Source organism: Alkalihalophilus lindianensis (genome assembly GCF_032843265.1).
In the GTDB taxonomy this organism is placed as follows: Bacteria; Bacillota; Bacilli; order Bacillales; family Bacillaceae_D; genus Alkalihalophilus; species Alkalihalophilus lindianensis.
The window spans coordinates 919,264-946,178 of sequence record NZ_JAWJBA010000001.1; the positions used below are offsets into that span (position 1 = coordinate 919,264).

Annotated in this window: 25 protein-coding genes and 1 pseudogene; 9 read left to right on the plus strand and 17 right to left on the minus strand. The window is 39.1% G+C overall.

Annotated features, from left to right (window positions below; translation table 11 throughout):
* Positions 1 to 13 precede the first annotated feature (13 nt).
* Positions 14 to 559, plus strand: a complete 546-nt coding sequence (locus RYX56_RS04935; protein WP_317121018.1) for a 1,2-dihydroxy-3-keto-5-methylthiopentene dioxygenase — start codon at positions 14 to 16, stop codon at positions 557 to 559.
* A gap of 75 nt (positions 560 to 634) precedes the next feature.
* Here the strand turns inward: RYX56_RS04935 and RYX56_RS04940 are convergent, their stop codons facing one another.
* The 4 genes from RYX56_RS04940 to RYX56_RS04955 all read right to left on the minus strand — a co-directional run bounded on the left by RYX56_RS04940 (position 635) and on the right by RYX56_RS04955 (position 4,291).
* Entirely contained in the window at positions 635 to 1,315 is a 681-nt protein-coding gene (locus RYX56_RS04940; protein ID WP_317121019.1) for a DUF8580 domain-containing lipoprotein, read from the minus strand.
* A gap of 104 nt (positions 1,316 to 1,419) precedes the next feature.
* Entirely contained in the window at positions 1,420 to 1,911 is a 492-nt protein-coding gene (locus tag RYX56_RS04945; protein WP_317121020.1) for a divergent PAP2 family protein, read from the minus strand.
* Between the two features lie 57 nt (positions 1,912 to 1,968).
* Positions 1,969 to 3,351: a hypothetical protein gene (locus tag RYX56_RS04950; RefSeq protein ID WP_317121021.1), complete on the minus strand. Its 1,383-nt coding sequence runs from the start codon at positions 3,349 to 3,351 to the stop codon at positions 1,969 to 1,971.
* Positions 3,352 to 3,361: 10 nt separating this feature from the next.
* Positions 3,362 to 4,291, minus strand: a complete 930-nt coding sequence (locus RYX56_RS04955; protein WP_317121022.1) for a hypothetical protein — start codon at positions 4,289 to 4,291, stop codon at positions 3,362 to 3,364.
* A 215-nt stretch (positions 4,292 to 4,506) separates the two neighbouring features.
* On the opposite strand from RYX56_RS04955, the gene RYX56_RS04960 reads away from it, so the two are divergent.
* Positions 4,507 to 6,045 carry a hypothetical protein gene (locus RYX56_RS04960; protein WP_317121023.1) on the plus strand — a complete coding sequence of 513 codons (1,539 nt, stop codon included), beginning with the start codon at positions 4,507 to 4,509 and terminating at the stop codon, positions 6,043 to 6,045.
* Positions 6,046 to 6,086: 41 nt separating this feature from the next.
* Here RYX56_RS04960 and RYX56_RS04965 read toward each other — a convergent pair whose 3' ends face one another.
* The 4 genes from RYX56_RS04965 to recQ all read right to left on the minus strand — a co-directional run bounded on the left by RYX56_RS04965 (position 6,087) and on the right by recQ (position 10,195).
* A complete protein-coding gene (locus tag RYX56_RS04965; protein ID WP_317121024.1) occupies positions 6,087 to 6,425 on the minus strand; it encodes an SCP2 sterol-binding domain-containing protein in 339 nt (112 codons plus the stop codon).
* Between the two features lie 290 nt (positions 6,426 to 6,715).
* A complete protein-coding gene (gene ytxJ / locus RYX56_RS04970; RefSeq protein ID WP_317121025.1) occupies positions 6,716 to 7,048 on the minus strand; it encodes a bacillithiol system redox-active protein YtxJ in 333 nt (110 codons plus the stop codon).
* 19 nt (positions 7,049 to 7,067) lie between these two features.
* The gene (locus RYX56_RS04975) at positions 7,068 to 7,922 is read right to left on the minus strand and encodes a DegV family protein (RefSeq protein ID WP_317121026.1); all 855 of its coding nucleotides are present in this window, start codon (positions 7,920 to 7,922) and stop codon (positions 7,068 to 7,070) included.
* Positions 7,923 to 8,062: 140 nt separating this feature from the next.
* Positions 8,063 to 10,195 carry a DNA helicase RecQ gene (gene recQ, locus RYX56_RS04980; protein WP_317121027.1) on the minus strand — a complete coding sequence of 711 codons (2,133 nt, stop codon included), beginning with the start codon at positions 10,193 to 10,195 and terminating at the stop codon, positions 8,063 to 8,065.
* A gap of 86 nt (positions 10,196 to 10,281) precedes the next feature.
* Here recQ and RYX56_RS04985 point away from each other — a divergent pair, with 86 nt between their 5' ends.
* The 3 genes from RYX56_RS04985 (at position 10,282) to RYX56_RS04995 (ending at position 13,452) form a co-directional block, all read left to right on the plus strand.
* The gene (locus RYX56_RS04985) at positions 10,282 to 10,548 is read left to right on the plus strand and encodes a hypothetical protein (protein ID WP_317121028.1); all 267 of its coding nucleotides are present in this window, start codon (positions 10,282 to 10,284) and stop codon (positions 10,546 to 10,548) included.
* 141 nt (positions 10,549 to 10,689) lie between these two features.
* Entirely contained in the window at positions 10,690 to 12,279 is a 1,590-nt protein-coding gene (locus RYX56_RS04990) for an ABC-F family ATP-binding cassette domain-containing protein (protein WP_317121029.1), read from the plus strand.
* 255 nt (positions 12,280 to 12,534) lie between these two features.
* Complete coding sequence (locus tag RYX56_RS04995) at positions 12,535 to 13,452, plus strand: DMT family transporter (RefSeq protein WP_317121030.1); 918 nt, start codon at positions 12,535 to 12,537, stop codon at positions 13,450 to 13,452.
* Positions 13,453 to 13,473: 21 nt separating this feature from the next.
* On the opposite strand, the gene RYX56_RS05000 is transcribed toward RYX56_RS04995, so the two are convergent.
* The 3 genes from RYX56_RS05000 to RYX56_RS05010 all read right to left on the minus strand — a co-directional run bounded on the left by RYX56_RS05000 (position 13,474) and on the right by RYX56_RS05010 (position 14,694).
* Entirely contained in the window at positions 13,474 to 13,659 is a 186-nt protein-coding gene (locus RYX56_RS05000) for a DUF3970 family protein (protein ID WP_317121031.1), read from the minus strand.
* Positions 13,660 to 13,745: 86 nt separating this feature from the next.
* On the minus strand, positions 13,746 to 14,363 hold the full coding sequence (locus RYX56_RS05005) for a DedA family protein (RefSeq protein ID WP_317121032.1): 618 nt from the start codon (positions 14,361 to 14,363) through the stop codon (positions 13,746 to 13,748).
* Between the two features lie 130 nt (positions 14,364 to 14,493).
* Positions 14,494 to 14,694 (minus strand): DUF6501 family protein, encoded by a 201-nt coding sequence (locus RYX56_RS05010; protein ID WP_317121033.1) that lies wholly within the window; start codon positions 14,692 to 14,694, stop codon positions 14,494 to 14,496.
* A 250-nt stretch (positions 14,695 to 14,944) separates the two neighbouring features.
* On the opposite strand from RYX56_RS05010, the gene RYX56_RS05015 reads away from it, so the two are divergent.
* The gene (locus tag RYX56_RS05015; RefSeq protein ID WP_317121311.1) at positions 14,945 to 16,444 is read left to right on the plus strand and encodes a BCCT family transporter; all 1,500 of its coding nucleotides are present in this window, start codon (positions 14,945 to 14,947) and stop codon (positions 16,442 to 16,444) included.
* Between the two features lie 48 nt (positions 16,445 to 16,492).
* Here RYX56_RS05015 and odhB read toward each other — a convergent pair whose 3' ends face one another.
* A complete protein-coding gene (odhB, locus tag RYX56_RS05020) occupies positions 16,493 to 17,743 on the minus strand; it encodes a 2-oxoglutarate dehydrogenase complex dihydrolipoyllysine-residue succinyltransferase (RefSeq protein WP_317121034.1) in 1,251 nt (416 codons plus the stop codon).
* 16 nt (positions 17,744 to 17,759) lie between these two features.
* On the minus strand, positions 17,760 to 20,606 hold the full coding sequence (locus RYX56_RS05025) for a 2-oxoglutarate dehydrogenase E1 component (RefSeq protein ID WP_317121035.1): 2,847 nt from the start codon (positions 20,604 to 20,606) through the stop codon (positions 17,760 to 17,762).
* Between the two features lie 313 nt (positions 20,607 to 20,919).
* Between RYX56_RS05025 and RYX56_RS05030 the strand changes: the two genes are divergently transcribed.
* Positions 20,920 to 21,522: a hypothetical protein gene (locus tag RYX56_RS05030; RefSeq protein ID WP_317121036.1), complete on the plus strand. Its 603-nt coding sequence runs from the start codon at positions 20,920 to 20,922 to the stop codon at positions 21,520 to 21,522.
* A 101-nt stretch (positions 21,523 to 21,623) separates the two neighbouring features.
* Positions 21,624 to 22,864, plus strand: a pseudogene (locus RYX56_RS05035) (YeeE/YedE family protein).
* Between the two features lie 28 nt (positions 22,865 to 22,892).
* On the opposite strand, the gene RYX56_RS05040 reads toward RYX56_RS05035, so the two are convergent.
* Together RYX56_RS05040 and RYX56_RS05045 are read right to left on the minus strand one after the other, a co-directional pair.
* A complete protein-coding gene (locus RYX56_RS05040) occupies positions 22,893 to 23,183 on the minus strand; it encodes a hypothetical protein (protein ID WP_317121037.1) in 291 nt (96 codons plus the stop codon).
* Between the two features lie 149 nt (positions 23,184 to 23,332).
* Complete coding sequence (locus RYX56_RS05045) at positions 23,333 to 23,974, minus strand: nitroreductase family protein (RefSeq protein WP_317121038.1); 642 nt, start codon at positions 23,972 to 23,974, stop codon at positions 23,333 to 23,335.
* 346 nt (positions 23,975 to 24,320) lie between these two features.
* Here RYX56_RS05045 and RYX56_RS05050 point away from each other — a divergent pair, with 346 nt between their 5' ends.
* Entirely contained in the window at positions 24,321 to 24,548 is a 228-nt protein-coding gene (locus RYX56_RS05050) for a hypothetical protein (RefSeq protein ID WP_317121039.1), read from the plus strand.
* A 24-nt stretch (positions 24,549 to 24,572) separates the two neighbouring features.
* On the opposite strand, the gene RYX56_RS05055 is transcribed toward RYX56_RS05050, so the two are convergent.
* Positions 24,573 to 25,556: a class I SAM-dependent methyltransferase gene (locus tag RYX56_RS05055; protein ID WP_317121040.1), complete on the minus strand. Its 984-nt coding sequence runs from the start codon at positions 25,554 to 25,556 to the stop codon at positions 24,573 to 24,575.
* Positions 25,557 to 25,561: 5 nt separating this feature from the next.
* Positions 25,562 to 26,866, minus strand: coding sequence for an FAD-dependent monooxygenase (locus RYX56_RS05060; RefSeq protein ID WP_317121041.1), 1,305 nt, complete (start codon positions 26,864 to 26,866; stop codon positions 25,562 to 25,564).
* Positions 26,867 to 26,915: the final 49 nt, after the last annotated feature.

Consider the following 26,915-nt stretch of genomic DNA (forward strand, 5'->3'; position numbering starts at 1 on the left):
GGAGGAATGACGAATGGCTGTGATTTATATTCGTGATACAGGAGAAGAGATTCGTGGAGAGGAAAATGTGCGCCGATTTTTAGAGAGTCAGGAGGTTCTCTATGAATATTGGAATCCATCAAAACTTCCTGAAGACCTTCAAAACGTTTGTCATTTAAATGATGAAGATAAAAATCAAGTCCTCTCTACTTACGATGAGGAAATACGATCACTAGCCGAGCGTAGAGGTTATAAGAAATGGGATGTGATCTCGCTTAATAAAGACACACCTGACCTAGATACCTTACTCAAGAAATTTGAACAAGTACATACTCACACAGAGGATGAGGTACGTGCCATTACTGCAGGCTCTGGTAGTTTTGTGATTAAAGGCGAGGAAACAGGTTATTTTGATGTCCGTTTATCTCCTGGGGATGTTATTTCTGTTCCGGTCAATACCCCTCATTTCTTTACCCTTTCTGAGGAAAAACAAGTGGTAGCAGTCCGTCTGTTTATCGATCCAGAAGGCTGGGTGGCCCATACTTTTAATGACCCAGAATTTGAAAAAACCAAGTCTTAATCATAAAAAGGGACTTAGAGCAAAGCTTAGCTTCTTAAGTCCCTCCTACCCAATAGCCTACAGGCTGTTGGGTTTTCAAGGTTTAATCGTCTCTAACATCGCCCACATGCTTGGTGCTACACCTTCTTGTGCTTCTTTTGCTGGGAGAAACAGGGTCATTTGAAAAAGCTCACCCTCAAATGTTTTAGCTACATGAATTAAGGTTGTGCTCTCTCCGTTTGACTGTACACGTTCAACCAAGGCATATTCAACATCATCAAGTGGAACATGCTGCATTACTTCGGTCTCACCCTCAGCATGCTCTTTTATCGTTTCTTTTAGCTCACTTGCATCAACCTCTTCACCGTGAGGAATAATTCGTGTGAAAAAATTACCGTCATGATTAAATGTTAATGCGTCCCTACCTGGCTCTTCACTGTGAAGAGTGTAATCTTCTATTACATAGATTGAGTAACCAAGTCCGCTTCTATTGAATGTAGCGATTCTTTTTTCGGTTTGGCCCTCCACATTTACTTCTAACTCTTTTTGATCTGCCAATTCAATTTCATTTGACGGGACTCCCTCGCCCTCGTTCTCTTCATTCCTCGTACCTTCCTTTTCGTTTCCTAGCTCAATCTCACCTTCAGCCACTTCCTCTTCAACCGTTTCATCAATCACAGGATCTTGTAACTCATTTTCTTCTATTGATTGATCGATTCCACATGCAGCAATTAGACTAATACTTAAAGTTAGTAAAAAGACTGTACATTTTTTCATTTCCCTATCCCCTTTGATTAAATGTGATCATTTACCAATTAGACGCCATGATTTAGCCAAACGTTTCAACTCAAAAAAAGAACTGCTCTCATAGAGAACAGTTCTTAAAATAACGAAAGCATAAATGATTTTTTACGTTTCTTTCCTGTTAATGCGTAACTGATGCAACCGGTGATGACGCCAAGCATTGCTCCACCTACTACTTCTTCTGGTTGATGCCCCAGACGTTCTCTTAATTGAACGGAGCGTTTTTCACTCTGTTTGGCGTGTGAATCACCTGCTATTCTTTCTAGGTCGGCGTTCATTTCATTTACTTTTATTGTTAATTCACCTGTTTGCCTTCTAATTCCTTGAGCATCATACATTACAATTAATCCGAATACCGTCGATAAAGCAAAGTCTACTGACGAAACCCCGCGCTCAAGCGCCACATAAGTCGCAAGAGCTGTAACACCAGCTGAATGAGAACTTGGCATTCCACCTGTTTCAATTAATGTGTCCCATTCCCATAGGTCAGTTTGAGCTTTTTTAATTGGCACTTTCAAACTTTGAGCAAGCCCTATCGTTAAAAGAGCCGTTAGCATTGGCCGATTCATTTTCCTCACCTCACGCTTAGCGTGCGATGAGAGCGGAAATTTTATTCTTGTGTCCCTTTAATAATTGAAAACTTCATGTGGTATGCTAATCGATTCCCTTGGATTTATGATCATACCGAGATTCTCAAACGTCAACGTAATCTCATCTATCCCCTCTAATTTGGAGCGGTCAAGAAGAATCTCATGAGTATTATCACTACCATCTCCCCCCACAAAAATATCTGGATTGAGCTGTTTTTGATTCGATGAAAAGGTGAGTAAATTAGGTCTGATATGTTCATTATGTCCCTCTTCAGTCCACTCGGCATCTTCATCGTTTAAAGACATCATCGTTAAGTCAATATGATATGGAGATTCCTCGTTCGTTTCCGTTCGAAGATTAATTGCATAATGGTTCGAATTCGATGATAACCCTTCGATTATGACTCTCCCATACTCCCCTTTATACACTTCATCACCCATTACATTTTCATATTTTTCTTTATCTGTAGGAATTGTAATTTGAAAGCTCTCTTTACTCGTTAAATGAATGGTATCCAAACTGAAAGTAATAGAACCAACAGGTGGCTCAAAGGCATCATAACTTAATCGATAGGTATTTTCCTCTTCTATTTGACCAGTTGAACTATTTCGTTCACCAGCACCAGTCAAGTGACCCCAAAGTGAATCTAAAATAAAATCTTGGTGTGGCTCCATTTTAAACAGCAAATCGAATTTTTCAGGGTGCGCTGTTATAGAACTCAACTGAATAGTGACATCACCAATGGTAACAGCATGCTGATCATTGATTTCTTTGTAAGGTATTTCTTCATGATTGTAATCAATATCGAGCTTTATCGGTTCAATCTGATGCACATGCCCCTGTTTATGAACAGTGGTATGCATCAATTCAATCTGATCCACTTGAACCACCTCTACTTCAGGAGAGTAATAGGGCAAATAAAAAACAGCGACACCATAATATCTCCCGTCTTTATATAAGTTACCTAACTCTCTATAATCATCTGAAAACAGCTCGCTGTAATAGTCCATTTCAATATCGTCAAGTTGAATTCGGCTAGTGAGTTTCGGTAAGTCATGCGGGCTTGACAGCTCCCCTTCAAGTCCGACACTATAAAAGATAAACGAAGGGTGCTCTTTTCTCACCCAGACTTCTTCAATCCGAAGGGTATCATCTGAATCTTCAAGGTTCCAATTAGTCTCAAAGAAATTTGTCAAACCTAATTCCCTTGCATACGTAATTCCTGGTGCGACCTTTTCAAATGCTCTAACCAAGCCTTCCTCATCCGTCTCATTTACATAATAGATGATCTCTCTGTTCATTTCCTCTTCTTCATATTCTTCTGTACTCGTCGTTTCGTGTTCAAATGATTGAATATAGGCGAATAAGGTAAGACCGACAACGATCCCGAGAACGATTATCCACTTTTGTTTATTCATCCTACTCCCCCTAAGCTTGTTCAATCAAACGCATACGCTGTTGTTTGATTTCTGATTTCTCCATTTGAATTCGTTCTTGAAACGTTCTTAGAGATACAATCGCTTGTTCTACTTCTTTTTTCATCTTTTCAGTTTGATTAAGTGAATCATTTATTTTACCGTGGACCATCCAATCCACAATAAAGCCATCAAAGAAATAATCAGCAAATGTTAACATTCCACTTATATCAATTGAGTAAGAAGCAAATTTTTGAACATCTTTCATTTCTTCTTCAAACAGACGCAATTTTCGTTGCGCATCATGTATTTCCTTTTTTGCCTCGTCAATTTTGCTATGTTTAATAGCAGTTGAGATCATCCCACCTCCAAATAAATCCCAAGTTGACCATCCTTTTGCATAATCAAGTGATGAGATCGCTTGTTGTAGAGCTGTTTGTGCATTTCTCCCTGCAACAATCGCTTCCTCTAATTCATTTAAAACCATCCTCTTATTCGCTTCATCATTTGCTAACTTGTTGATTTTCTTTGTAACGTCCTTATTATTGGCATAAAGAAAGCGCACTTTTTCCTTCATCAAACGCTTATATTCTTCTCTCGGGTTTCCCAACGCTGTTAGATACTTCTTGATTTCATCTATTTCACTACCCAAATCTTTTATCGTATGTATAGCTTCATCATATTTAAGTTGAGCTGCAGCTAATTCTTGTTGTTCTTTGTCTAACTTCTCTAATTTCCGGCCAGTTATCGTATAGATCAAATTGGATAGACTTATGCCCTCTAAGCGTTCCACGTCTTCCCTCTCTTTTTTTAGCTGTTTTTTTAATTGGTCCACTTTTTGACCTTCATCTTTAATATACATTTCGGCACGGTTCAAGTGATCCTGCCACTTTTCTTTTAAACGTAATTGATTTTTACAATCTTCTAATTGTTGTTGATCCATCTTATTCTCCCCCTTCCCCTCTTCTACGATATGAAAGCAATTAAGTTTCATTTTCCTTTTTTTCTATTATTTAGGTATCCTTTAAAGTGATTGATTTGTCAGAAAACATTTAGTATTACAACATTAATGTGATGGCGTTTTCATCGGTTGCTTCAAGATCATTTATAAGATAGTATTTGTAAGCACATTTGTATAATAGATAGGAGTATCATTCAATGGAAATTGTTCAACAGCTATCTCAGGTTCAAGTATTGAACCAATTATGGTTATTATTGTTTTTTATCGTTCCGATGGTTATTATATCGAGGATGGTTGTAGCAGGATCAAGATTCTCTCCGATTTTAATCATTGTTATTTTCGGTTTGCTTCTTGGGTTTTTAATGGTAGAAGTGAATATTGCGACACCAGGACTTTCTGAGTTTCCTTTAGTCGACTTTATGGCTCGTACAACCATTATTGCTTTAATTGTTTCTTTCTTTGTTGGTGGACAGGAATTACGTAAAATTCTTGGCAACAAGGAGATGGAAGTTACTGATATTGTTGTCCCTATGAATGAAGAAGTTGTATTGGGGACAGGACGGACTCATTTTATCTTTATTCTCCGTTCTTTTTTCCTCTTAATAGGAATCGAAGGGTTTATAAGAATGTTCTTGCAACCTGGTTCTCTCGATAGTGTAGCTGGATATTATCCGCTCATTGCGTTTATCGGTTTAATTGCTTCCGTACTTTTAGTCGATAACAAGGCTAAAATTGATAACAAGCAAACTTATATTCGTAAAGGTCTGCTTGAGACTGGACTCATTATTATCGTATTATTTCTTTCATTTGCAATCGCATCAGCGGTTCAGCCAATTATTGCCCTTCCGCAAATTTTCTTTGCAATGATGATTTCAGCAGCGATTGGGGCCATTTTTTATAAGTGGACTTTTGGTCCAACTGTTCGTGCCTTACTCTTTGCTGGTATTCCAGTCGTATTAGCTGCAAACTTCATGGTCGGAGGCTCTCGTATTGGGGATGCATTTGCGATTGATGGCATGAATGCTGTCCTTACTTATGGTTTCTTCGGTCAATTGTTCTGGATGTTTGGTGGAATTGCTTTAGTGATGTTTATTGCGAAAACAGCTCATGCCCGCAACCTTGCACCAGGTATGGCTGGTTCTCTATCTCACTCAGGATTAACTGGGGCATGTACAGCTGGAGACTTTGGAAAAGTTGCCGCTCAGCGTGCACCAATCATGATTAACATTCCATTCTTTGGACATATTTTTGTATTTTCAGTTCTAGCGATTAGCGCAGAGCAGGGATCGCTTTGGTTCATCCCAACTGCGGTTATCGTTACAGTCGGGGTTGTTCTAACCGCACTAGCACTTAAAAATCTTCGTCATGCAAATGGTGAAGATCGTAAGGAAGTTAAAGCTTTAATGCAATTTTCTTTCGGGTGGCAAATTTGTGCCGTGTTTGGTGGTCTAGCGCTACTTAGTATGAGTTCAATGTCATTTGAATATGGTGCGATGGCACAAACATCAGCCATCTCTCACTTTGGTCTCTTTGCAGCAATTCAAGGAGAAATGTTTGGAACAGAAGCTTCTCTTCTCATTCCTTTTATCTTCTCAATGCCGTTTTTAGTACACCCAGTAGTGTTCTATATGTTCGGTAAAGCAATGGAGAAGAACGGCGAAATGCCAAAAGTTCCTGTATATGTGATGGCAATCATCGGTTTACTTGGAATCTCATTTGCAATTTTCGCTCTATAAGCTGATTAAAAGAGGCGACCTGACTGGGTCGCCTCTTTTTCTTATTCCGCTACTTGCTTATACTCTTTAACTAATTGTTGGAGCTTCATTGCAAGACCCATGCTGCCATCCACTTTTAACTTTCCCGTCATGAACGCCACCGTTGTATTGAGGTCGTCATCTAATAGTTTAATGAATGATTCATCATTCATTTTCAGGGTGACGTCTGCATCCTCTGTTGCTTCTTCTAACATATATGCTTGTCCATCTTTAAATTGAACTTGCAAGGTTCCCGTCTCTTTTAAATCAAATTGAAACACGCGATCTTTCTCGTCGGCGATATGTGCCGGCTCTTTGTTCATCTTCTCTACTAATTCTATTAGTTGTTCTTTTGCATTCATTCATAATCCCCCTTTTATCTTGTACACCTATTCTTCGACAAGAAATGATAATCTCCTGCTTAAAAATCTGTTTTTTTATTAATGGCGTCAATTATTTACATACTTTTGCATAAATCCCCCTTTTATCGTAAATCATAGGAATAGGAGGCGGTTAAATGGAGCTTATGCGGATTTTACAATATATCTGTTCTTTTGGTGGCGCAAGTTGCTTAATTTTCACTTATATTCAAATGGCACGCAATAAAGTTAAGAAGCCGCTTCAAAAATGAAGCGGCCTTTCTTATGCCAATTTAAGCGAGAGCTTTTTCAATTTTCTTTTTTGTAATCGAGAAATGTGAGTCAACCCATTTTACACTTTTTTTGTCAAATATAAATAATTGAGGCGATTCGTGTTTCACACCAAGTTCTTCTGAAATTAGATTAGAAACAGGACGAGATTCAATCACTTTTATAAGTGCGAAGGTTAATGACTTTTCATCATTACCCTCAATAAACGATTGAAACTCACCATAAGCTTCAGCGCTAATAGGACAGGTTGTACTGTGTTTCAAAAGAAGAACAGGAGCAATTTCTGATTGCTCGAATAGGTCATGCCATTCTTGGTCTGTTTTGATTTCCTTCATGTTCATCATCCTTTATCCGTTAGTTTGACTCGGAATAATACATTAATGCAATTGCACCAGGTCCTGTATGAGTACTTATAATTGGTGATGTTGGATAAATAGTAATATTAACAGAATCATTAATCGTCTCAATCGATTGCTTTAATTTAGTAGCTAACGCTTCTGCATCTGCATGAGCAATTCCTACCTTTTTAACTACTTTCCCTTTTGTTTCATCCGCAAACGTCTTTGTTAACGTTTGGACCATTTGCATATGCGTACGAACCTTCGTAACTGGTGTATATACACCATCAGCTAAAGAGGCAATTGGCTTAATTTTAAGAAGAGAACCCAGTAATGCTTTTCCGCGTCCAATTCTTCCGCCTTTTTTTAAATACTCCAGTGTATCAACCATAATATATAATGCTGTGCCCTCACGCACCACATTTAGTGCCTCGATTATGTCCTCTACAGACTTTCCTTCTTTTGCAAGTTCAGCAGCTTTCACCACTTGAAATGCTAGTGCTTGGGAGATAAAACGTGAATTAACAACTGTTACATCAGCATCACTCATGTCTGCTGCTGTTTGTGCTGCATTCATTGTTCCACTCATACCTTCTGTAATATGAATTGAGATGATCTTCACATCATCACCGCTAGCAGCTAAGCGATTATAGGTTTCTTCAAACACACCTACTGCTGGCTGGGAGCTTTTCGGTAATTCCTCACTTAATTTTAGTTTATCCATAAATTGAGAAGCCGTAATATCTACCCCATCTAAATACGTTTCATCACCAAAAGTAATGGATAAGGGAACAATCTCTATTCCGTGCTTAGCAGCAAGATCAGCTGGCAAATCACAAGTTGAATCCGTAACAATTTTAATTGTCGTCATATTCACATTCTCCTTTATCTTCCCGTTCGCTTGTCCCATTTCTGGATTGGGCCGAAGTATTCTCTCTACTCACTATCATACCATAATTCAGCACATATCGTCTTCTAACTCTAATTTATCTTTTGATAAAATGAAAAGGTTTACTTTTCAATCGCAAACCGAATGTCTTGATACGTCACATGCTCACCAAGTACCTCTTTTATAGGGCGCAGCTTTTCTGTGCCAATCTCTTTTGCAACCTTCAAAATTTCTTTACGTATAGGCTCATCAACATAGCTCGGTAAACGAAGGTCGATCCCTTCGTCTTTGGATTTTAGGAGATGATTTAAGACCGTTTGTTCACTAATCGAACGCTGAGCGGCAATCTCCTGCACCTTTTGTCCTTCTTGAAAGAGCTTTATGGTAATCAAGTGGCTTCCCTTTGTCACCTTCTTTGAGGTCTTTGAGGTCTTTGACTTCGGTTCAGCTGGTGCATCGTGAATGTCTGCTTTCTTCTGCCCTTTAAAAGGAATAAGGACTTCGAGAAATGCATCCCCATAACGTGTGAGCTTTTGCTCACCGACACCTTGAATCAGACTCAACTCTTCTTTTGTTTGTGGGATGTATTGGCTCATCTGTTTGAGCGTTTTATCAGAAAACACCATGTATGGCGGAATGTCCTCCTTGTTAGCAAGGTCTTTTCTGCATTGTCTAAGAGCTTCAAACACTTCATTGTTTTCTTCAACTTCTGTCCCAACATTTGCGTCAATCTGATGAACTTCCTTTTCCCCTTTTATGACTGAGACCGCTAATTCAGTCAGTTGTAAGGTCGGGTATTGCGAGCCTGTCGGCTTAATATATTGCTCGGCTGTTAAATAATCAATAAACTCAGCAACTTGTTTGGCGGTATATCCACTCATTATTCCATACGTTGGAAGAGAAGTAAGTTGTAATTGCTTTATTTTTTGGTTTTCAGACCCTACTAACACTTGGGCGACCATCATTTTACCAAAACGTTCTCTCATTCGCTTAATACAAGAGAAAACCATTTGAGCCTCTCTCGTACGGTCTACTTTTTCTCCCTCTCGCACGCATGATGAGCATTTGCCGCATGCTTCAGATGCCACGTCTCCAAAATAGGATAAAATGTAGCTCATTAAGCAGCCCTCAGTATGAATGTAGGACGTCATTTGTTGCAACTTTTCATACTCTTGGGCTTTTCGTTCCTCACTTAGGTCTGTTTGCTCAATTAAAAAGGATTGGACACGGATATCTTGTGGACTGAACAGCAACACACATTCACTATCTTCACCATCACGACCAGCCCGGCCTGCTTCTTGATAATAGGATTCAATATTACGAGGCATATTGTAATGGAGTACATACCTTACATTACTCTTATCAATCCCCATACCAAAAGCATTTGTCGCTATCATTACACTCGCTTCATCATGTAGAAAAGCTTCCTGATGACGGGCTCTCTCTTCCTCATTTAACCCTCCGTGATACATCGCTACTTCTACCTTTGCATCAATAAACTTATGATAAAGCTGCTCAACCTCTTTACGAGTGGTTGCATAAATGATTCCAGATTCATTCAGATGCTTTTGAACATATTGTTTTGCAAATCTCCATTTATCAATCCCTTTGATGATCTTCAAGGTTAAATTCTCTCTGTTAAAACCCGTCAGGACAGTATGTTCATCATTAATCTGAAGATGGGTTTGAATGTCCTGCTGAACAGCCTCTGTTGCCGTAGCCGTTAAAGCCAATACGGGAGGTGTTCGCTCTAAACTTTGTAGCCAGCCTGCGATCCCTAAATAGCTTGGTCTGAAGTCATGACCCCATTGAGATAAACAATGCGCCTCGTCTATTGCCACAAACGAAAGAGGAATCGATTTAAGCAACTGTTGAAAATGGGGCTGCATTAATCTCTCAGGAGCTACATAAACAAGCTTACATTCCCCTAATTGGATAAGGCTGATCCGCTCTTCTTCCTCTTGCCTTGTCAGCGTACTGTTTAAGTAAGTAGCAGCTATATCTAATTGATGCAGGGCGTCCACTTGATCTTTCATTAATGAGATCAAAGGGGAAATAACTAATGTCACCCCTTCAAGTACAAGCGCAGGAATTTGGTAACAAAGAGATTTACCTCCTCCTGTGGGCATAATACCCAGTGCATCTTCCCCATTCAAAACGTGTTGAATGATCTCACTTTGGCCATTTCGAAATGATTGATATCCATAATAACGATGGAGAATTTCTGTTGCTTGCTCAAATTTTTCAATGCTCAATGGTCTTCTCCCCTTAATGAATGATAAAAATGAATCGCTATGGGCACATTACATGTAAAGAATATATGTAGAAAGGCGTGGCTTACGTGAACTTAACGTTAAAACAAAAAAATACATTAGGGCTTATTGTTGTGGCGCTTATATACTTAGCACCTGTTATCATCATGGTAACAACGAGAGATACTTTTTTACACTCAGTAGAACGTTTTCCACTAGATTTTTCATTATACTTTGCCGTGTTACTTGGAGCAATCATTGTTAATTACTCCTTAAAGTCGACGAAATTTCTCACCGTGGTTATGCTGGCTGCCATTGCAGGCCTTGGTGTCTATGCGTTTTATTACTTACTTTAGGATGGGTTTCATACTCTTATTTTTTCAAAAGATGAGGGTTGAATCAAATGTTTTTTTAAAGAAAAATGCCCTGAAGCTATCCTCTAACAGTTAGGAATGGTATAATTCATACGATTACAGACATTGGAGGCATATAGCTACATGATTACAGTAACAGATGTTGGTCTACAATACGGAGACCGTAAATTATTTGAAGAAGTAAATATTAAGTTTACGCCTGGCAACTGCTATGGCTTAATTGGAGCAAACGGGGCTGGGAAATCAACATTCTTGAAAATCTTATCTGGTGAGATTGAACCACAACAAGGCGACGTTCATATGAAACCTGGCCAACGCCTTGCCGTTTTGAAACAAAATCACTTTGAGTACGAAGAATTTGAAGTTCTTCACACGGTTATTATGGGACATGCTCGTCTTTATCAAGTGATGCAAGAAAAAGATGCCATTTACATGAAAGAAGAATTTTCAGATGAGGACGGGATCAAAGCTGCAGAGCTTGAAGGAGAATTTGCAGAATTAAATGGTTGGGAAGCAGAATCAGAAGCTGCAATCCTTTTAAAAGGTCTTGGAATTAACGAAGATCTTCACACGAAAAAGATGGCTGACTTATCAGGTAGTGAAAAGGTAAAAGTCTTACTTGCTCAAACTCTATTTGGTGAACCTGATGTTCTATTATTAGATGAGCCGACTAACCACTTGGACATTCAAGCGATTCAGTGGCTAGAAGAGTTTTTAATTAACTTTGAGAACACGGTTATTGTTGTTTCCCATGATCGTCACTTCCTAAATAAAGTGTGTACTCATATTGCTGATTTGGATTTCGGTAAACTTCAAATTTACGTGGGTAACTATGATTTCTGGTATGAGTCTAGTCAATTAGCACTTAAAATGGCTCAAGACCAAAATAAAAAGAAGGAAGAGAAAATCAAGGAATTACAAAACTTCGTTGCAAGATTTAGTGCGAATGCATCTAAATCGAAACAAGCAACTTCTCGTAAAAAATTACTTGATAAGATCTCTTTAGATGATATTAAACCATCCTCTCGTAAATATCCATATGTTCATTTTCAACAAGAACGTGAAATTGGAAATGATGTTCTTCGTGTTGATGGATTAACGAAGACGATTGATGGCGTAAACGTTTTAAACAATGTTAGTTTCACTTTGAATAAAGACGATAAAATTGCTCTTGTTGGTTCAAACGAAATGGCAAAGAACGTTTTATTCAAAATTTTAGCTGGAGAAATGGAGCCAGATAGTGGTTCTTATAAATGGGGCGTCACAACATCTCAAGCATACTTCCCTAAAGATAACTCCGAGTATTTTGAGGGCTGCGACCTAAACCTTGTGAACTGGCTTCGTCAATACTCACCTCAAGATGATAGCGAAACGTTCTTACGTGGATTCTTAGGAAGAATGTTATTCTCTGGTGAGGAAGTATTGAAGAAAGCAAGTGTATTATCAGGGGGCGAGAAAGTTCGCTGTATGCTTTCTAAAATGATGTTAAGTGGTGCTAACGTGCTACTGCTTGACGAGCCGACTAACCACTTAGACCTTGAATCGATCACAGCCGTCAATAATGGCTTAATTGCCTTTAAAGGTGCAATGATCTTCTCAAGTCATGACCATCAGTTCAATGAGTCAATTGCCAACCGTATCATCGAACTAACAGAAGATGGCTTAATTGATAAGCAAATGACTTATAATGAATTTCTTGAGTACAAAAAATAAATACAACTGCCACTGGGTCCTAAACCTAGTGGCTTTTTTATCGTTATCTGTTTAACTGTCAAGACCAATATTTAAGATGAAATTACAGTAAGTGAAATAAAAATAGTAAAACCTATCCCCAACGTTTATGGTCAGATCATATTTATTGAAAATCACTACTTATTTGTGAATTTATTCTTTTCACTTCTACTTACAATTCTTTTTTCACATGATATGATTAAGGGAATGTCATTGAAATAAGGGAGGGGAACCACCATGTCATTACGTCAAGCCTACACCGCGGCGATAGCTGGTGCAGCACTTTGGGGAATTATCGGATTGTTTGTTCAACCACTCTATTCTTATGGATTTACAGCTTGGGAAATTGTAGCCATACGAGCTATCGCTTCTGCTTTTTTGCTTGTTACTTCCTTAGCATTTTTCAATCGAAAAATGCTGCGAATTCGCTTACGGGACCTTCCCTTATTTATCGGAACAGGAATCATCAGTATCGTCTTTTTCAACTGGTGTTTTTTTACGGTAATTGAGCAATCGAGCTTATCTTTGGCCGTTGTACTTTTATACACTGGACCATTATTCGTTACGATCCTATCTCGTATTTTCTTTAAAGAGTTGTTAACCTTTAATAAAGTCATTGCATTAGTTACAACGATTATTGGCTGTAGCTTTGTCGTAGGGTTACTGCCTAGCTTTAACACAGTCCTTACACCTTCAATTTTACTGATTGGCATTGGCTCTGGCTTTTTTTATGCACTCTACAGCATTTTTGCTAAGGTGAGTTCACAGCGCTATTCATCGATGACGATCACCACTTACTCATTTATTTGCGCAGCCGCTTTTATGATTCCTACGTCAGGACTATGGAATAAAGCGCATCTTTTCACACAAATCGAGGTAAGCAGCTATGCAATCGGATTAGCATTTTTCCCAACTGTGCTTGCCTACTTGCTGTATACGAGAGGTTTAGCTGAGATCGAATCAAGCCGAGCATCGATTTTATCAACAATTGAACCGGTTGTAGCGATAGCTATTGGTCTTTTCGTTTTTTCAGACCAACTAACAGTCATCCAATGGTTCGGCGTCATGCTTGTCCTTCTATCTATTTACCTAGTCTCAAGGCCCGAACATCATCCCACACGCAAAAAATCGACGCCCAAACAACAAGCTGTGTAGGGCGTCGATTGTTCGATGTACCTATGCTTTTTTCTTTATATCAACATACTGCATGATTTCCTTGCTTTTTTGATATTTTGGATTGTTCGTCCGAGTCGAATCTCTCAACTCAGAAGCATAGGTGATTTCAAAGTTTTGTAATGTCTCTAGTTCCTTTACAAAATCAATTAGTTCTTGTTGATCTCTCCCACTTAACCTTACTCTCATCTATCATTCTCCTCTCATACGTACGTTATTTTAGTAGAATAATTTCATCTTGGCAAGAAAAAATGTCTACCCTATTGGCAGACATTTTACTTATCATTTAAGCGTTCCTCTTTTTGGCGCTCTCTTCTAGATTTGAAGTAATAGTATACTCCAAAAAGGATTACAACTCCAATTAATGTATAAATAAGCTGCTGAACAAAAGATGCCCAGTCTGTAATCGACCGGCCGTAATAAAAGCCTATCCAATAATAAAAACTCATCCAAATAAATGCCGAGCTAAAAGCGATTGGAGCAAAACGTTGATAAGGAATCGCTGAAACTCCTACACTAAAAGGGACGGCATGTCGTACAAACGGAAAAAAATAACTAAATGATGCTGCTCTTAATCCGTGACGATCAAGCATTTCCTTGCCTTTTAAAGCCCGTTTATGCCAAATCGAATGTTCTTTATGAATCAAATTGGACTTATCCTCAAAAAAATGTCCAAGAAAATACAGCAACGTACCATGCAATAGAATACTAGAGAAGATAATGAACATCGCAGGGATCGGATCTAGATAAGAAGTAGTAGCCAGTAAGCCACCACTCATCAGGAGGATTTCATTAGGGACAGGGAAGAAAAACAAACCAATCGAAAAAATAAGAAACAAGGCCAAATAACCATGACTTTGAATAAAAGAGATCATTTCGGTAAACGCAACCATGACATCCCCCTTCCCCCTTTATTCATGGTATGAACTGTTCATTATCTTTATCTTACAAGAAAGCATCGTATTCCGCAAAGATATCCCCTTCTCTCTCTCTTGAATAAAAAAAGACAGTGCGCACACTGTCTTAGTTTTTGAAGTAATCTTTATAGTAACCGCCAATTTTCCCTGTGTTATCAATCACGAAGTAAAATTCTTCGGTTTCATTTTTTAACTCGTATGTTTTTCCTTTTGTTAAAGCGCGATCTACCATGTATTTTTTTGCATCAGTATGTACACATTCTACCGTACGAATCGTTTCTTTTTGTTGCCACGTTTGATGAATCATTTAGCATCCCTCCTTTTAACCTCTCTTTATTATAAAGAGAATCATCAATAGAGGCAAATACAATTGAAGTTTCTAATCCGTATAAAGCACCAACAGCAACCAAACAATATGAATAGAACAGCTTAAATAAATTAAGTATTTCGTGCATTCCTACATTGTTTTACTCACTTTTTGATTTGTGGTAGGGTAAGTAAGTTATTTTTTTCTGTAAGAATTTATTTCAGGAGGGTTTACTTTGAATAAACAAAAAATGGATTGGCCAGTCTTTCTCATTAGTGGTGGTGCTCTCATCCTCTTTGTGATTGCTTCGTTCATTTCTGCAGAGGGTGTTGCAAACTATGTTGATGCTACATTTAACTGGTCAGCTACATATTTTGGAGCATTTTGGCAAGTCTTTATGCTACTCACATTTCTTATCGCCTTAGGACTTATGTTTTCTAAGTATGGGGCGGTTCGATTAGGTAGATCCGACAAACCAGAGACGAGTACATTTAAATGGATATCAATGATTATGTGTACGTTACTTGCAGGTGGAGGCGTATTCTGGGCTGCAGCTGAACCAATGTATCATTTTCTAGAAACACCACCGATGTATGGGGATATTGCTCCCGGACAAGCAGAAACGGTTGTTCCAGCCTTGGCGCAATCCTTCCTAGATTGGGGATTTTCTGCCTGGGCAATCCTTGGAACATTAGGTGTTGTTGTGCTAATGTACGGATACTCAAAAGGGTTACCACTTAAACCACGTACTCTCCTTTATCCTTTAGTAGGTAAAAAAATAATGGAGAAAAACAATGTATTGGGGATTGCAGTAGATGCCTTCTCAATTATTGCAGTTGCAGCCGGAACGATTGGACCAATAGGTTTTCTTGGCTTACAAGCAGCTTACGGCTTAGATTCTCTCTTTGGTGTCCCAAATACGTTTATAACCCAGCTTGCGATTATTTTTGGACTGGTTGCCATTGCTGCTGTGTCTGCAGTGACCGGTATTCATCAAGGGATTCAATGGTTAAGTCGTTTTAACATTATCTTTACTCTCGTTTTAGTAGTAGTTGTATTACTCGTTGGTCCTGCTGGATTTATCATCGATGGATTTGTTGGGACATATGGTGTGTATGTACGAGATTTCCTTGAACTCAGTCTCTATCGTGGAGATACGGGTTGGTTATCTTTTTGGACGATCTTCTTTTGGGGTTGGTTTATTGGGTATGGTCCAATGATGGCAATTTTCATCAGCCGCATTTCGCATGGCAGAACGCTGCGTGAGCTCTTTATCGCTGTTATTGTGATTGCGCCACTTGTTACAAACTTCTGGTTTACAGTCGTAGGTGGCTCTGGTATTTTCTTTGAATTACAGAACCCCGGCTCGGTTAGTGAACCTCTCTATGAAGCAGGCTTACCCGCTTCGATGATCGCTATTGTTACCCAATTACCGTTTGGATATTTGATCGCAGCAGCGTTCTTGCTTGTTACGGTAGTCTTCGTTGCGACAACAACTGATTCCATGTCATACACGATATCAATGACGGTTACAGGAAGCAGCACGCCTACTAAATCAATTCGCGTATTCTGGGCGCTTGCCATGGGTGCTGTTGCTGCTGTGTTACTTTACTTAGGTGAGGGCAGCATTAATGCACTTCAATCGTTTATTGTATTCACAGCTGTACCTGTTTCTTTAATTATGTTACCAACGTTATGGCTAGCTCCTAAAGTTGCTAAACAAATGGCTAAAGATCAAGGAATTCGCTAATAAAAAAACAGCCTATCTTTTTGAGATAGGCTGTTTTTATTGTGTCGATTAACCTTCTAATAAAAGTTGTTCTGGATCTTCAAGAAGTTCCTTTACTTTCACAAGGAAACTAACCGCTTCTTTACCATCAACAATACGGTGGTCATAAGAAAGGGCAATGTACATCATTGGACGATTTTCAAAACGCTCTTGGTCAATAGCAACCGGACGCCATTGAACCTTGTGCATCCCTAGAATACCAACTTGTGGAGCATTTAAAATTGGAGTCGACCATAATGAACCGAACACCCCACCGTTAGTGATAGTGAATGTTCCACCTTGCAGATCAGAAATAGAAAGCTTATTGTCACGAGCTTTTTTACCAAGTGAACCAATTTCACGTTCAATTCCTGCAAATCCTAAACGATCAGCATCGCGTACAACTGGTACAACTAGACCTTCGTCTGTTGATACAGCTACACCAATATCATAATACTTCTTCATTAGGATTTCGTCGCCTTGAATTTCAGCATTTAGTAATGGGAACTCCTTAAGTGCACCAATTACTGCTTTAGTGAAGAATGACATGAAACCAAGCTTAACCCCATTCTTATCTAAGAATGCATCTTTACGACGTTTACGTAAATCCATTACTGCAGTCATATCAACTTCGTTAAAAGTTGTTAGCATAGCTGCTGTTTGTTGAGATTCAACTAGACGTTTCGCAATCGTTTGACGGCGACGGGACATCTTCACACGCTCAACTGGCTTGCCTGGTTGTTCTTGTTGAGGTTGTGCAGCAGGCTTCTTCGCAGCTGGTGCTGATGGAGCCTTTTCTACTGGCTTTGATTGATGTGTTTCAACATCTTGTTTACGAATACGACCAGTTGGATCATTTGTTGCGATCTCTTTTAAGTCTATTCCTTTTTCACGAGCAAGCTTTCTAGCTGCAGGTGATGCAAGTGGACGATCTGTGCTAGAAGTTGTTTCTTCTGCTGCCTCTTGCTTAGGCTCTACTTTTTTCTCTTCTGCTTTTGGCTCTTCTTTTGCAGCTGGAGGAGCCTCCGTTGAACCTGATGCATCTCCGCTTTCATCAATGACTGCGATTACTTCTCCTACTTCAACCGTGTCACCTGGCTCTTTTTTAAATTCTTTAATCACACCAGAATGTTCAGCTGTAATTTCCACATTGACTTTATCTGTTTCAAGTTCAGCAATGTATTCTCCTTGGTTAACTTGCTCACCAACTTGTTTTAACCATTGTGCTATCGTTCCTTCAGTAATCGATTCTGCTAGTTCCGGTACTTTAATTTCAATCACGGCGATGGCCTCCTTATTATTTGCGAGTCAATGATTCTGTGATGATACGTTCTTGTTCTTTCTTATGAGCAACCGGGTCACCTTCAGCAGGACTTGAACGATGAGTACGTCCAATATAAGAAACAGAAGCTTCGCTCGGTGTAATCTCACGGATGCGTGACTCGATAAATGGCCAAGCACCCATATTTTTAGGCTCTTCTTGAACCCATACAATTTCTTTTAAATTCTTGTATCTAGCAAATAATGCGCGAATTTCCTTTTTAGGGAACGGATACAGTTCTTCCACTCGAGCAATATGAACCCAATCCCAATCCTCATCTGATTTTTTCACACGATCAGCTAGGTCAATCGCCACTTTACCGCTGCAAAGTACAACACGCTCTATTTTATCCACTTCTTCTCCAAGACCAGCTTGCTCAAATACAGGCTTAAATTCACCTTCTGTGAACTCAGCATGAGTAGAAGCTACGACTTGATTACGTAACAAGCTCTTAGGTGTCATAATAATCAGAGGACGAACAGCTTCTTTTTCTAAAATAGCTGCTTGACGACGTAGGATATGGAAATATTGCGCTGCAGATGTACAGTTTGCAATCGTCCAGTTGTTCTCAGCAGCAAGCACTAAGAAACGTTCAACACGTCCACTTGAATGTTCTGGCCCTTGTCCTTCATAACCGTGAGGCAATAGACAAACAAGTCCTGATTTTTGACCCCATTTCGCACGACCAGCAGATACCCATTGGTCAAATATGACTTGAGCACCATTGGCAAAGTCTCCAAATTGAGCTTCCCATAACACAAGTGTTTCTGGAGCAAATACGTTGTAGCCATATTCAAATCCAACAACAGCCATTTCAGATAATGGGCTATTATGAACCGAGAATGAAGCATTTGCTTTGTCAAATTCTTTAAGCGGTGTATGCGTCTCATTTGTCTCACGATCATGTAAGACTAGGTGACGATGAGCAAATGTTCCACGTTCTGAGTCTTGACCAGATAAACGAATTGGCGTTCCATCATGTAAAATAGAAGCAAATGCAAGCGTTTCAGCTAATGCCCAGTCAATCTTGCCTTCGCCTTCAAATGATTGGAGACGACGTTTTAATATCTTCTCAAGCTTTTCATTTGGCTTAAATTCGCTCGGCCATTCTAGAAGCTCTTCGTTAATTGATTTTAATGTATCAAACTCAACGGATGTCTTCACTTTAGGAAGTCCATTTACAACATAGTCAGGAGTCACAATTTCTTTTACTTTATTAGACTTGTTTCCTACCACTGCATCATATTGAGATTGAAGGTACTCTTGTGCTTCTTTATCAAGCTGTTCGCCGTAGTTAGACTCAATATCACCGCGAGCGACTAATTGGTCTGCATATAGCACACGTACCGTAGGGTGTTTTCTCACTGTTGTATAAAGTCCTGGTTGCGTTACAGCTGGCTCATCCATTTCGTTGTGACCGAAGCGACGATATCCAACTAAATCAATTAAGAAATCCTTTTTGAAACGCTTACGGTATTGAAATGCAAGATGCATTGCAGCAAGACAGGCTTCAGGATCGTCAGCATTCACGTGAACGATCGGAATTTCAAACCCTTTAGCTGGGTCACTTGCATATGTAGTTGAACGAGAATCATACGTTTCAGTTGTAAAACCAATATTGTTATTGGCGATAATGTGTAATGATCCACCAGTTTGATACCCTTTTAAACGACTTAGGTTTAAGGTTTCCGTTACGATACCTTGACCTGGGAACGCAGCATCCCCGTGAATTAAAATCGAATATGCTTTAGAAACCGTTTGCTCAGGATCGCCTTTTTTCGTGCGTACTTCTTGTGCAGCACGTGCATACCCTTCTACAATTGGACTAACAAATTCAAGGTGACTTGGGTTATTAGCTAGTGAGACAGTAGCTTCGACTGTGTTATCATCTTTAATTTGACGATCAGCACCTAAATGATACTTTACATCCCCTGTCCAACCGTAGTTAATTCCTGTGGAACCTTCTGAAGGTACAAGATCCTTATTTGGAGCATGTAAAAACTCGGAGAAGATCATTTTGTATGGCTTGCTTAATGTGTGAGCAAGTACATTCAGACGACCGCGATGTGCCATCCCAATCATCACATGCTCTGTGCCTTCATGAACGGATTCACGAACGACTTCATCAAGCATTGGAACCATAATATCAAGACCCTCAATCGAGAAACGCTTCTGCCCTACAAATGTACGGTGAATAAATTTCTCAAAACCTTCTACTTGCGTTAATCGTTTCAGTAGTGCTACTTTTTGTTGTTTTGAAAGGTTTGGCAAATAAATGCCAGATTCAACCATCTTATTTAACCAATGACGCTCTTCTTCATCTTGAACATGACCAAACTCAAAAGAAATAGTCTTTGTATAGACATTTTTCAAATGTTCAATTGCGTCAAGTCCATCTTTTACATGAGAAGGGGCATCTGGAGAAATTAAATCAACTGGTACTTGTTTAAGATCCGCTTCTGTTAAGTTATAGCGGGAGAGTTGAATTCTCTCTTCATTTTTCTTATCCTTATGAATCGGGTGAACGTCGGCAGCTAAATGACCTTTCGTTCGAATCATGTCGGCTAATTTTACCGCACCGACAAACTTCCTCATCATGTCCGCTCCTGCAGCTTGTGGGGCTGAAGGTGCATTTGTCGCTTGAACAAGTTCAGATTGAGTAGAAGAAGGTGGTGGTCCCCATTGTTCAAATAACTCGCGTAGGTCTTCCTCTACAGCTTGTGGGTCTTTAGTAAATTCTTCATACAACTCAATTGCGACGCCAAGGTTCGGACCATGAAATCCTTGCCATGGCTCTTCCGGTTTGTGCTCCTTGCTGGACATGTGACAAAAACCTCCTAATAACTTTTAAGTCAACACAATAGTTGATTCTATTGAGAGACTGGAAATTGTAACGCTTTCATTCCCATTTTAACATGATTGTCACAATTGCTCAAAGGTTATCTGCTAGCTTTCAAAGATTTATTAGTCTTGTTAGATACTTTGAGAATCGATTATAGTTAAAGAAAGGATGAATCAAGTTTGCTATTGTGCTTTCCTTCACTAAAAAGTGTAAAACTTTTTATTCAGAAAATCTAGTTATTTCGAAAGATTTCTTGCTTTTTTTTGAAAATTAATTTAAAAAGGACGTTTTAACGTGATAAATTTCGACAAAACCAATCGACAATTACTTACATCTGCTTGTCTCTCTTGTAGTGACCCTCACTTTAGTAGACCTATTGAAGAATTACCACATGTTGGATGTTGCTCATATAGCCCGGTATTTTCACTTTTTGAATTATCAAAAGTAGTTACCGAGGATCCTTCATTCTATTTTAATCTAGTAAATCAAGATGCCAACACAGTCAATGATTATACGATCCGAATAAATGCTTGGATTCACCCCGCTTATCAAAAACACGATCACAGTTTGAAACGATCGACGATTGAACAAGAAGATCTTAAAATCTCCTATTCTATTTGTCGATTTTTCAAAGAGAATCAAGGTTGTACATTAAAGTCTTCTTTCAAAAATGCAGTGTGCAGATCCTTTATTTGCTCTACGGTTGAAGATCGTTTATCTACTGATGAGAAAAGTCATTTACTAGAATGGGTGCAAGATATACAATCTGAAGCTACTTCCTTTCATCGCAAACATGAAGCGATCCTTAAAGAGCGTAGGCTGTCGTTAAAAGAACATCCTAATCAAGTCTTTTCCTATTTAAAGCACTCACAAACTAAACAGCACCATTTCAAATGAAGCTACCCTTAAATTGGATGGCTTTATTTGTTGACGTATAAAACAGGATTTTTTAGTATATTGATATCCTATTAAACAACTAAGAATTAGAGGTGTTTCAGATGAGTTTACAAATTAAACAGGATCAACTTCAAGCTCGCTCGCTAGAACACTCAACATTACCCCCAACTCAAACAATCTTAGTGGCGGTAGGGATCACAATAGCGATTTTGTTAAGTGTAGCTACTTTTACCATCGCAGATATGAACCTTTTAATTCAACTGTGGCTTGGTCTATTACTTGGCTTCACCTTATTTCATGCACGATTTGGCTTCACATCGGCCTTTCGGAGATTAATGTCTGTTGGAAACGGAGAAGGCCTGAGAGCTCACATGTTGATGCTTGCGATCGCTTCTACCCTATTTGCACCGATCTTAGCTTTTGGAGCTAGCTTTTTTGGACATGAGCCAACTGGATTTGTTTCCCCAGTCGGAGTAAGCCTATTATTCGGAGCGTTTGTATTCGGCATCGGTATGCAACTTGGCGGAGGATGTGCATCAGGTACTCTTTATTCTGCTGGTGGCGGACGCTCTTCCATGTTTATTACTCTTTTTGGGTTTATAGTCGGCTCTGTTATCGGAGCTGCACACTTTGATTTTTGGATGAATGATACACCTAGCTTTCCAGCGATATCGCTTGCTACTGATACCGGACTTGGTTACGGTGGTGCCTGGTTATTACAGTTAGTCATATTTGCAGGGATTATTGCCCTAACTTACTATATTCAACGTAAGAAAAACCCGCCAAAAATGGCAGCAGTCCCATCAGCTGTTGGTTTTAAGCGAGTATTTCGTGGATCATGGCCACTTTTAGTGGCTGCAGTCGTTTTAGCTGTATTAAATGCCGTGACTCTAGAGGAGAACCATGGGGCATCACGAGTGCTTTTGCCTTATGGGGATCAAAAGCAGCTCAATTTATTGGAATTGACGTGGCAAGTTGGGGCTACTGGTCAGGGGATAGAGCACAAGAATTAAATCAATCCGTTTTTCTTGATTCAACAAGTGTAATGAACTTTGGAATCATGACTGGCGCTTTACTGGCAGCAACCGCAGGTGGTGTGTATGCCTTAAAAAGAATTCCACCTAAACTGATCATCGCTTCATTGATTGGTGGGATTATGATGGGATATGGCGCTCGTCTTGCTTTTGGCTGTAATATTGGTGCTTACATTAGCGGTGTCGCTTCATTCAGTCCCCATGGTTGGGTGTGGGCGGTCATGGCTCTAGCAGGTACCTACGTAGCTCTTTACTTACGACCACTATTTGGGTTATCTGTACCGAAACCAACTGATTCAAGCTGTTAAAAAACGAAAGGCAAGGTAGCTATATAAGCTACCTTGCCTTTTTTACAGATTCGTTAAACCACTCTTTCAACTGTTCTTTTTCATTCTCTGTGAATTGGAATAATGGTGAATCGCAACCCTCTTCCCTTAAGATCACTTGAAGAACCTCCCCGTCTTGGTTCGTAATGAGTAAGGCTTCGGGGTCGACTAAATCACTTGGTATATTCTCCCCTTCAAATGCAACAACATGATGCATCCATAATTGAAGCTCGTACGTTTCAACTAATTTTAAATCTGTAAATTTAGCTTCTGTATATTTTTCAAACGTCAAATCTATCATATGTATAACCCTTCCTTATCGATCTTCTACGCGGAGAAAAATAGTTTATAAACCCCCACTGCTACTATTAGTTTATAAAATTCCATTCAATAAATCCAATCTTAAAAAAAGTAAAGGATGCCACATTTACATGTGACATCCTTATTTGCTTAGAATGAATTACGAATGGTAACTTCCTCTAGCGGCTTTCTTGCTGAGCGGTGAGCCGGCATAGCAGCTTTACCTACAGTTAATAACATAACAGGCGTGAAACGGTCAGGTACATTAAAAGATTTTACAAACGCATCGCGGTTAAAGCCACCCATTGGGCAAGTGTCATAACCTTTTGCTTTAGCTGCTAACATTAGTTGCATAGCTGCAAGCGATGCATTTAAAACCGCTTCATCACGAGGGAAAGGTGTATCGCCCTCATATGCTTGGTTGATTTGGCCCACTAAAGTATCTTTAATTTGTTCAGTCATAAAACCATTTTCTACAGCTGCACCATAAACAGCATCAGCTTCTTTATTCGCTTCTAGATCTCCTAATACAGCAATCGTAACGGAACTATCGACAATTTGCTTTTGATTATACGCAATTGGTAATAGTTCTTCTTTTTTCTTTTGATCTTCTATGACTAAAAAGCGCCAGTGTTGCAAATTCCATGAAGAAGGCGCCATTGCTGCCGCTTCTAAAATAGCTGTTAAATCCTCTGCAGGCATTTCATATCCAGCTTCGTATTTTCTAACCGAATGTCGTTCTTCTATTGTTTGAAATAAGCCAAGTTCTTCTTGGTGTGTAGTACCATGCATGTGAAACTCTCCTTTATAACCATATTACTTATATTTTAGCGAAGGCTTCATCAAGCTGTAAAACAATATGCTTCAAATGAAGTGAGATTGAGTCTTATGTCCCTGTTTTTCATGTATTCCATACTAATTAGAGTATTCAAGTTGATCTGTTGCTTGTAACGGCATGAGTCTATTTCTAAATCCAATAAGAAAAAACAATAACCTTGCTCTTCTTATTGCCTTTAGGTTGCACGAACTTTTACGTCTACATTCCATTTTTTATCACCAATACTTAGTAGCCCAATCGGTTGTAAAAGATCATAAAATGGGACATACTACAACAAAATCACCTGGAAGGATGAGATCAATGGATTACACCCTTAATAGTCTTGAATGTACAGACCCGTGTGCTGTAACGGTCGACCCCGAAAATGGCATTTATACGATTAAAACATTTGATACAAGTGGTAGACAATTCAATGAGCCAATGGAGCTTGTTGCTTGGATTAAAAAAAACTGGGAACCACAACAATTCGAGGACCCCAGCGAATATCAGAAGTTATTAAGAGCCATTCATGAGGAAATCATCAGTTAATGTGTTCCAGACGATCTTTATCTATTATTTTTTAAATACCATCATGTACCAACCGCCTTCTTTTACAACCGGCGTTGTTTTCTTGAATTTAAATCCTGCAGCCTTAGCATATTGCTTTAATTCACGTTCTGAAGGCACAGGGTACATGTTTTCGTGTGCAGACATAAAACTATTAAAGGCTGAGGCAAATGCTTGGCCATGTTTTGATTGCACAAGTGGGGAAATCACGATCAGCGTCCCCTTTTTCCCAACAATTTTACTAGAGCGCTCAAACAATTCAGCTCGATCTTCTTTTGAGAAATAATAGAGAAGATTATTCATCATCACCAGATCAAACTCTTCGTCTGATTCGTATTCTTTAATGTCTCCTGAGATGATTTCAATATCACTATCCTTTACTTCTTCTTGAGCTTTTTTTGCGACTTGTTCATCTGCTTCAAGTCCTTTTAATCGTAATTTAGGTTTCTTCACTTGAATTCGTTTTAAATAGCCACCATAAGCGCACCCAATATCAAAAATAGATTTTACACGCTCTTTTTTCACCACATCTAATACTTTAGGAAAAGCAATCGTCTCAAGTAAAGCTGATGTTTGGGCAACCGTGTCACCATAATCGGCTTCAAAGAAATTAACCTCTTTCCCTTGCATAAGATCTCGATAGGATAACATCGTTGGAATATGTAATTCCATCATTTCTTTTATTAAAATACCAACGGAGGAATCACTGTCTTTTGATACATATTTCACAAGTGATCGCTTTGGTTTGATGATGCCTTTACGGTTTTGTTTTAAGTGACCAAGAACTAAGCCAACATCTACCCAACGCTGTAAGAGATCTTGATTTAAATCATGAGTGAGAGCCACTTCTTCTACAGCAGCGCCTTTTTTAAAACGCTTAAATAAATCTAAACTATACCCAAGGTGAGCATGCCATGTTGGCAAAAATGGTTCATTTCGCTTCATCCACTTTCTAGCATTCCATAGTCGTCTGTATTCTGTAAGTTGCATGCTATTCACCTCTTTTTATTATATCTCCACGGATAATCGTCTTCTTTGCTAAATAAGTACTTGTTGATGACGTTCTCAGATAACTGTGTTTTCCCTAAGCCTAGTGCTGATAAACCATCAATGACGCCAAACTTCCACAATCCAACTCCGGCAATGTTCAACATTTGTTTATCATGCAAGCGTCTATTGGTAGCTAAGCGCTTAATCGCTTTGATACGTAATTTTTGAGTAAGATTACCAGACAAGTTGTAGACGAGTGCAGATTGATGACTAAGCCATGATAAATATTCAACCCTCTCTTTTCTCACACGTTCAAACCACTTTAACTGTGTGTAGTCACCTTCAAGTTGATGTTGATACATCCATGCAATTAAATCACCTAATGTATCCGCATCCTGGATCGCTAAGTTCATTCCTTCGCCCGCCATCGGGTGAACACTATGAGCTGCATCACCTATAACAATTACATTCCCTTCAACATAATGAGAAACAGTATGCCTTACCGGAATCATTAATTGAATGTCTTTCCATGATCCAACTTGATCCACAAAGCCTTCAAGATCAGGCTTCAACTCTTTATATGCTCGATAAAAAGCCTCTAAGCCTTCCTCCTTCATTTCCTTATATTCACCTTCACGTATGAGCAATACCGAACGCACTTCATTGTTTGGCAATGGGAATAAGCCAAGGAAACGTTCGTGATTGCCAATCATTTCACCGTACACAAGCGTAGGAGGTGAAGGAAACGTAACCGTTAAAAATTGATGTGAATAAGAGTATTTTTTTAGTGGAATGTCGACGGAATTGCGTACTTTAGACTCTCTTCCTTCTGCCCCAACAATCAAATTAGCTTGAATGCTTATTTCTTCTTTACCTTGTTTCACAATTACTTCATGATCGGATTGTTTTCTTAGAAAAGTAGCTGGTTGCAATAGTTGGAACTCATCATACTTACTTGCTTCTTCTAACAAGATTTCTTTTAAACAATTATGGGGAATCATTGCCGCTGTATTAATAGGTGTTTGTAAGGTTGTATAATCCATTACCACTTCAAGCAGTGGCTCGTTTTTTTCATTTAATTCTTTTGTAATGATCTTCTCAAGAGGTCTTATCTCTGTTGCAATTTTAGGGTAGATCCCTAGTTGCTCAAAAATGCATAGGGTCTTCGGTTGAAGTAATTCACCTTTGTAGACATTGCCCATCCCTTTTTGGCGCTCTACAACGATGACGCTTACACCTTCTTTCACTAGACGAAGAGCGAGACTTAATCCAGCTACGCCTCCACCTGCAATGAACACGTCGGTTTTCATTTTATTCACCACCTGTTTCCTTCTTTATTCCCATAGAAATTAAGAATAA

Bases quoted from the DNA above. Each gene is read 5' to 3' on its own strand.
- RYX56_RS05045 (WP_317121038.1), bottom strand. From the start codon at position 23,974: ATGCATGGTACTACACACCAAGAAGAACTTGGCTTATTTCAAACAATA.
- RYX56_RS05005 (WP_317121032.1), bottom strand. From the start codon at position 14,363: ATGGTTGCGTTTACCGAAATGATCTCTTTTATTCAAAGTCATGGTTAT.
- ytxJ (WP_317121025.1), bottom strand. From the start codon at position 7,048: ATGAAGGAAATCAAAACAGACCAAGAATGGCATGACCTATTCGAGCAA.
- RYX56_RS05040 (WP_317121037.1), bottom strand. From the start codon at position 23,183: ATGATAGATTTGACGTTTGAAAAATATACAGAAGCTAAATTTACAGAT.
- RYX56_RS05015 (WP_317121311.1), top strand. From the start codon at position 14,945: ATGGATTGGCCAGTCTTTCTCATTAGTGGTGGTGCTCTCATCCTCTTT.
- RYX56_RS04950 (WP_317121021.1), bottom strand. From the start codon at position 3,351: ATGAATAAACAAAAGTGGATAATCGTTCTCGGGATCGTTGTCGGTCTT.
- RYX56_RS04975 (WP_317121026.1), bottom strand. From the start codon at position 7,922: ATGACGACAATTAAAATTGTTACGGATTCAACTTGTGATTTGCCAGCT.
- RYX56_RS04965 (WP_317121024.1), bottom strand. From the start codon at position 6,425: ATGAATGCAAAAGAACAACTAATAGAATTAGTAGAGAAGATGAACAAA.
- RYX56_RS04945 (WP_317121020.1), bottom strand. From the start codon at position 1,911: ATGAATCGGCCAATGCTAACGGCTCTTTTAACGATAGGGCTTGCTCAA.
- RYX56_RS05050 (WP_317121039.1), top strand. From the start codon at position 24,321: ATGGATTACACCCTTAATAGTCTTGAATGTACAGACCCGTGTGCTGTA.
- RYX56_RS05010 (WP_317121033.1), bottom strand. From the start codon at position 14,694: ATGATTCATCAAACGTGGCAACAAAAAGAAACGATTCGTACGGTAGAA.
- RYX56_RS04940 (WP_317121019.1), bottom strand. From the start codon at position 1,315: ATGAAAAAATGTACAGTCTTTTTACTAACTTTAAGTATTAGTCTAATT.
- RYX56_RS04995 (WP_317121030.1), top strand. From the start codon at position 12,535: ATGTCATTACGTCAAGCCTACACCGCGGCGATAGCTGGTGCAGCACTT.
- RYX56_RS04990 (WP_317121029.1), top strand. From the start codon at position 10,690: ATGATTACAGTAACAGATGTTGGTCTACAATACGGAGACCGTAAATTA.
- RYX56_RS05025 (WP_317121035.1), bottom strand. From the start codon at position 20,606: ATGTCCAGCAAGGAGCACAAACCGGAAGAGCCATGGCAAGGATTTCAT.
- RYX56_RS05000 (WP_317121031.1), bottom strand. From the start codon at position 13,659: ATGAGAGTAAGGTTAAGTGGGAGAGATCAACAAGAACTAATTGATTTT.
- RYX56_RS04955 (WP_317121022.1), bottom strand. From the start codon at position 4,291: ATGGATCAACAACAATTAGAAGATTGTAAAAATCAATTACGTTTAAAA.
- RYX56_RS05060 (WP_317121041.1), bottom strand. From the start codon at position 26,866: ATGAAAACCGACGTGTTCATTGCAGGTGGAGGCGTAGCTGGATTAAGT.
- RYX56_RS05055 (WP_317121040.1), bottom strand. From the start codon at position 25,556: ATGCAACTTACAGAATACAGACGACTATGGAATGCTAGAAAGTGGATG.
- RYX56_RS04960 (WP_317121023.1), top strand. From the start codon at position 4,507: ATGGAAATTGTTCAACAGCTATCTCAGGTTCAAGTATTGAACCAATTA.
- RYX56_RS04935 (WP_317121018.1), top strand. From the start codon at position 14: ATGGCTGTGATTTATATTCGTGATACAGGAGAAGAGATTCGTGGAGAG.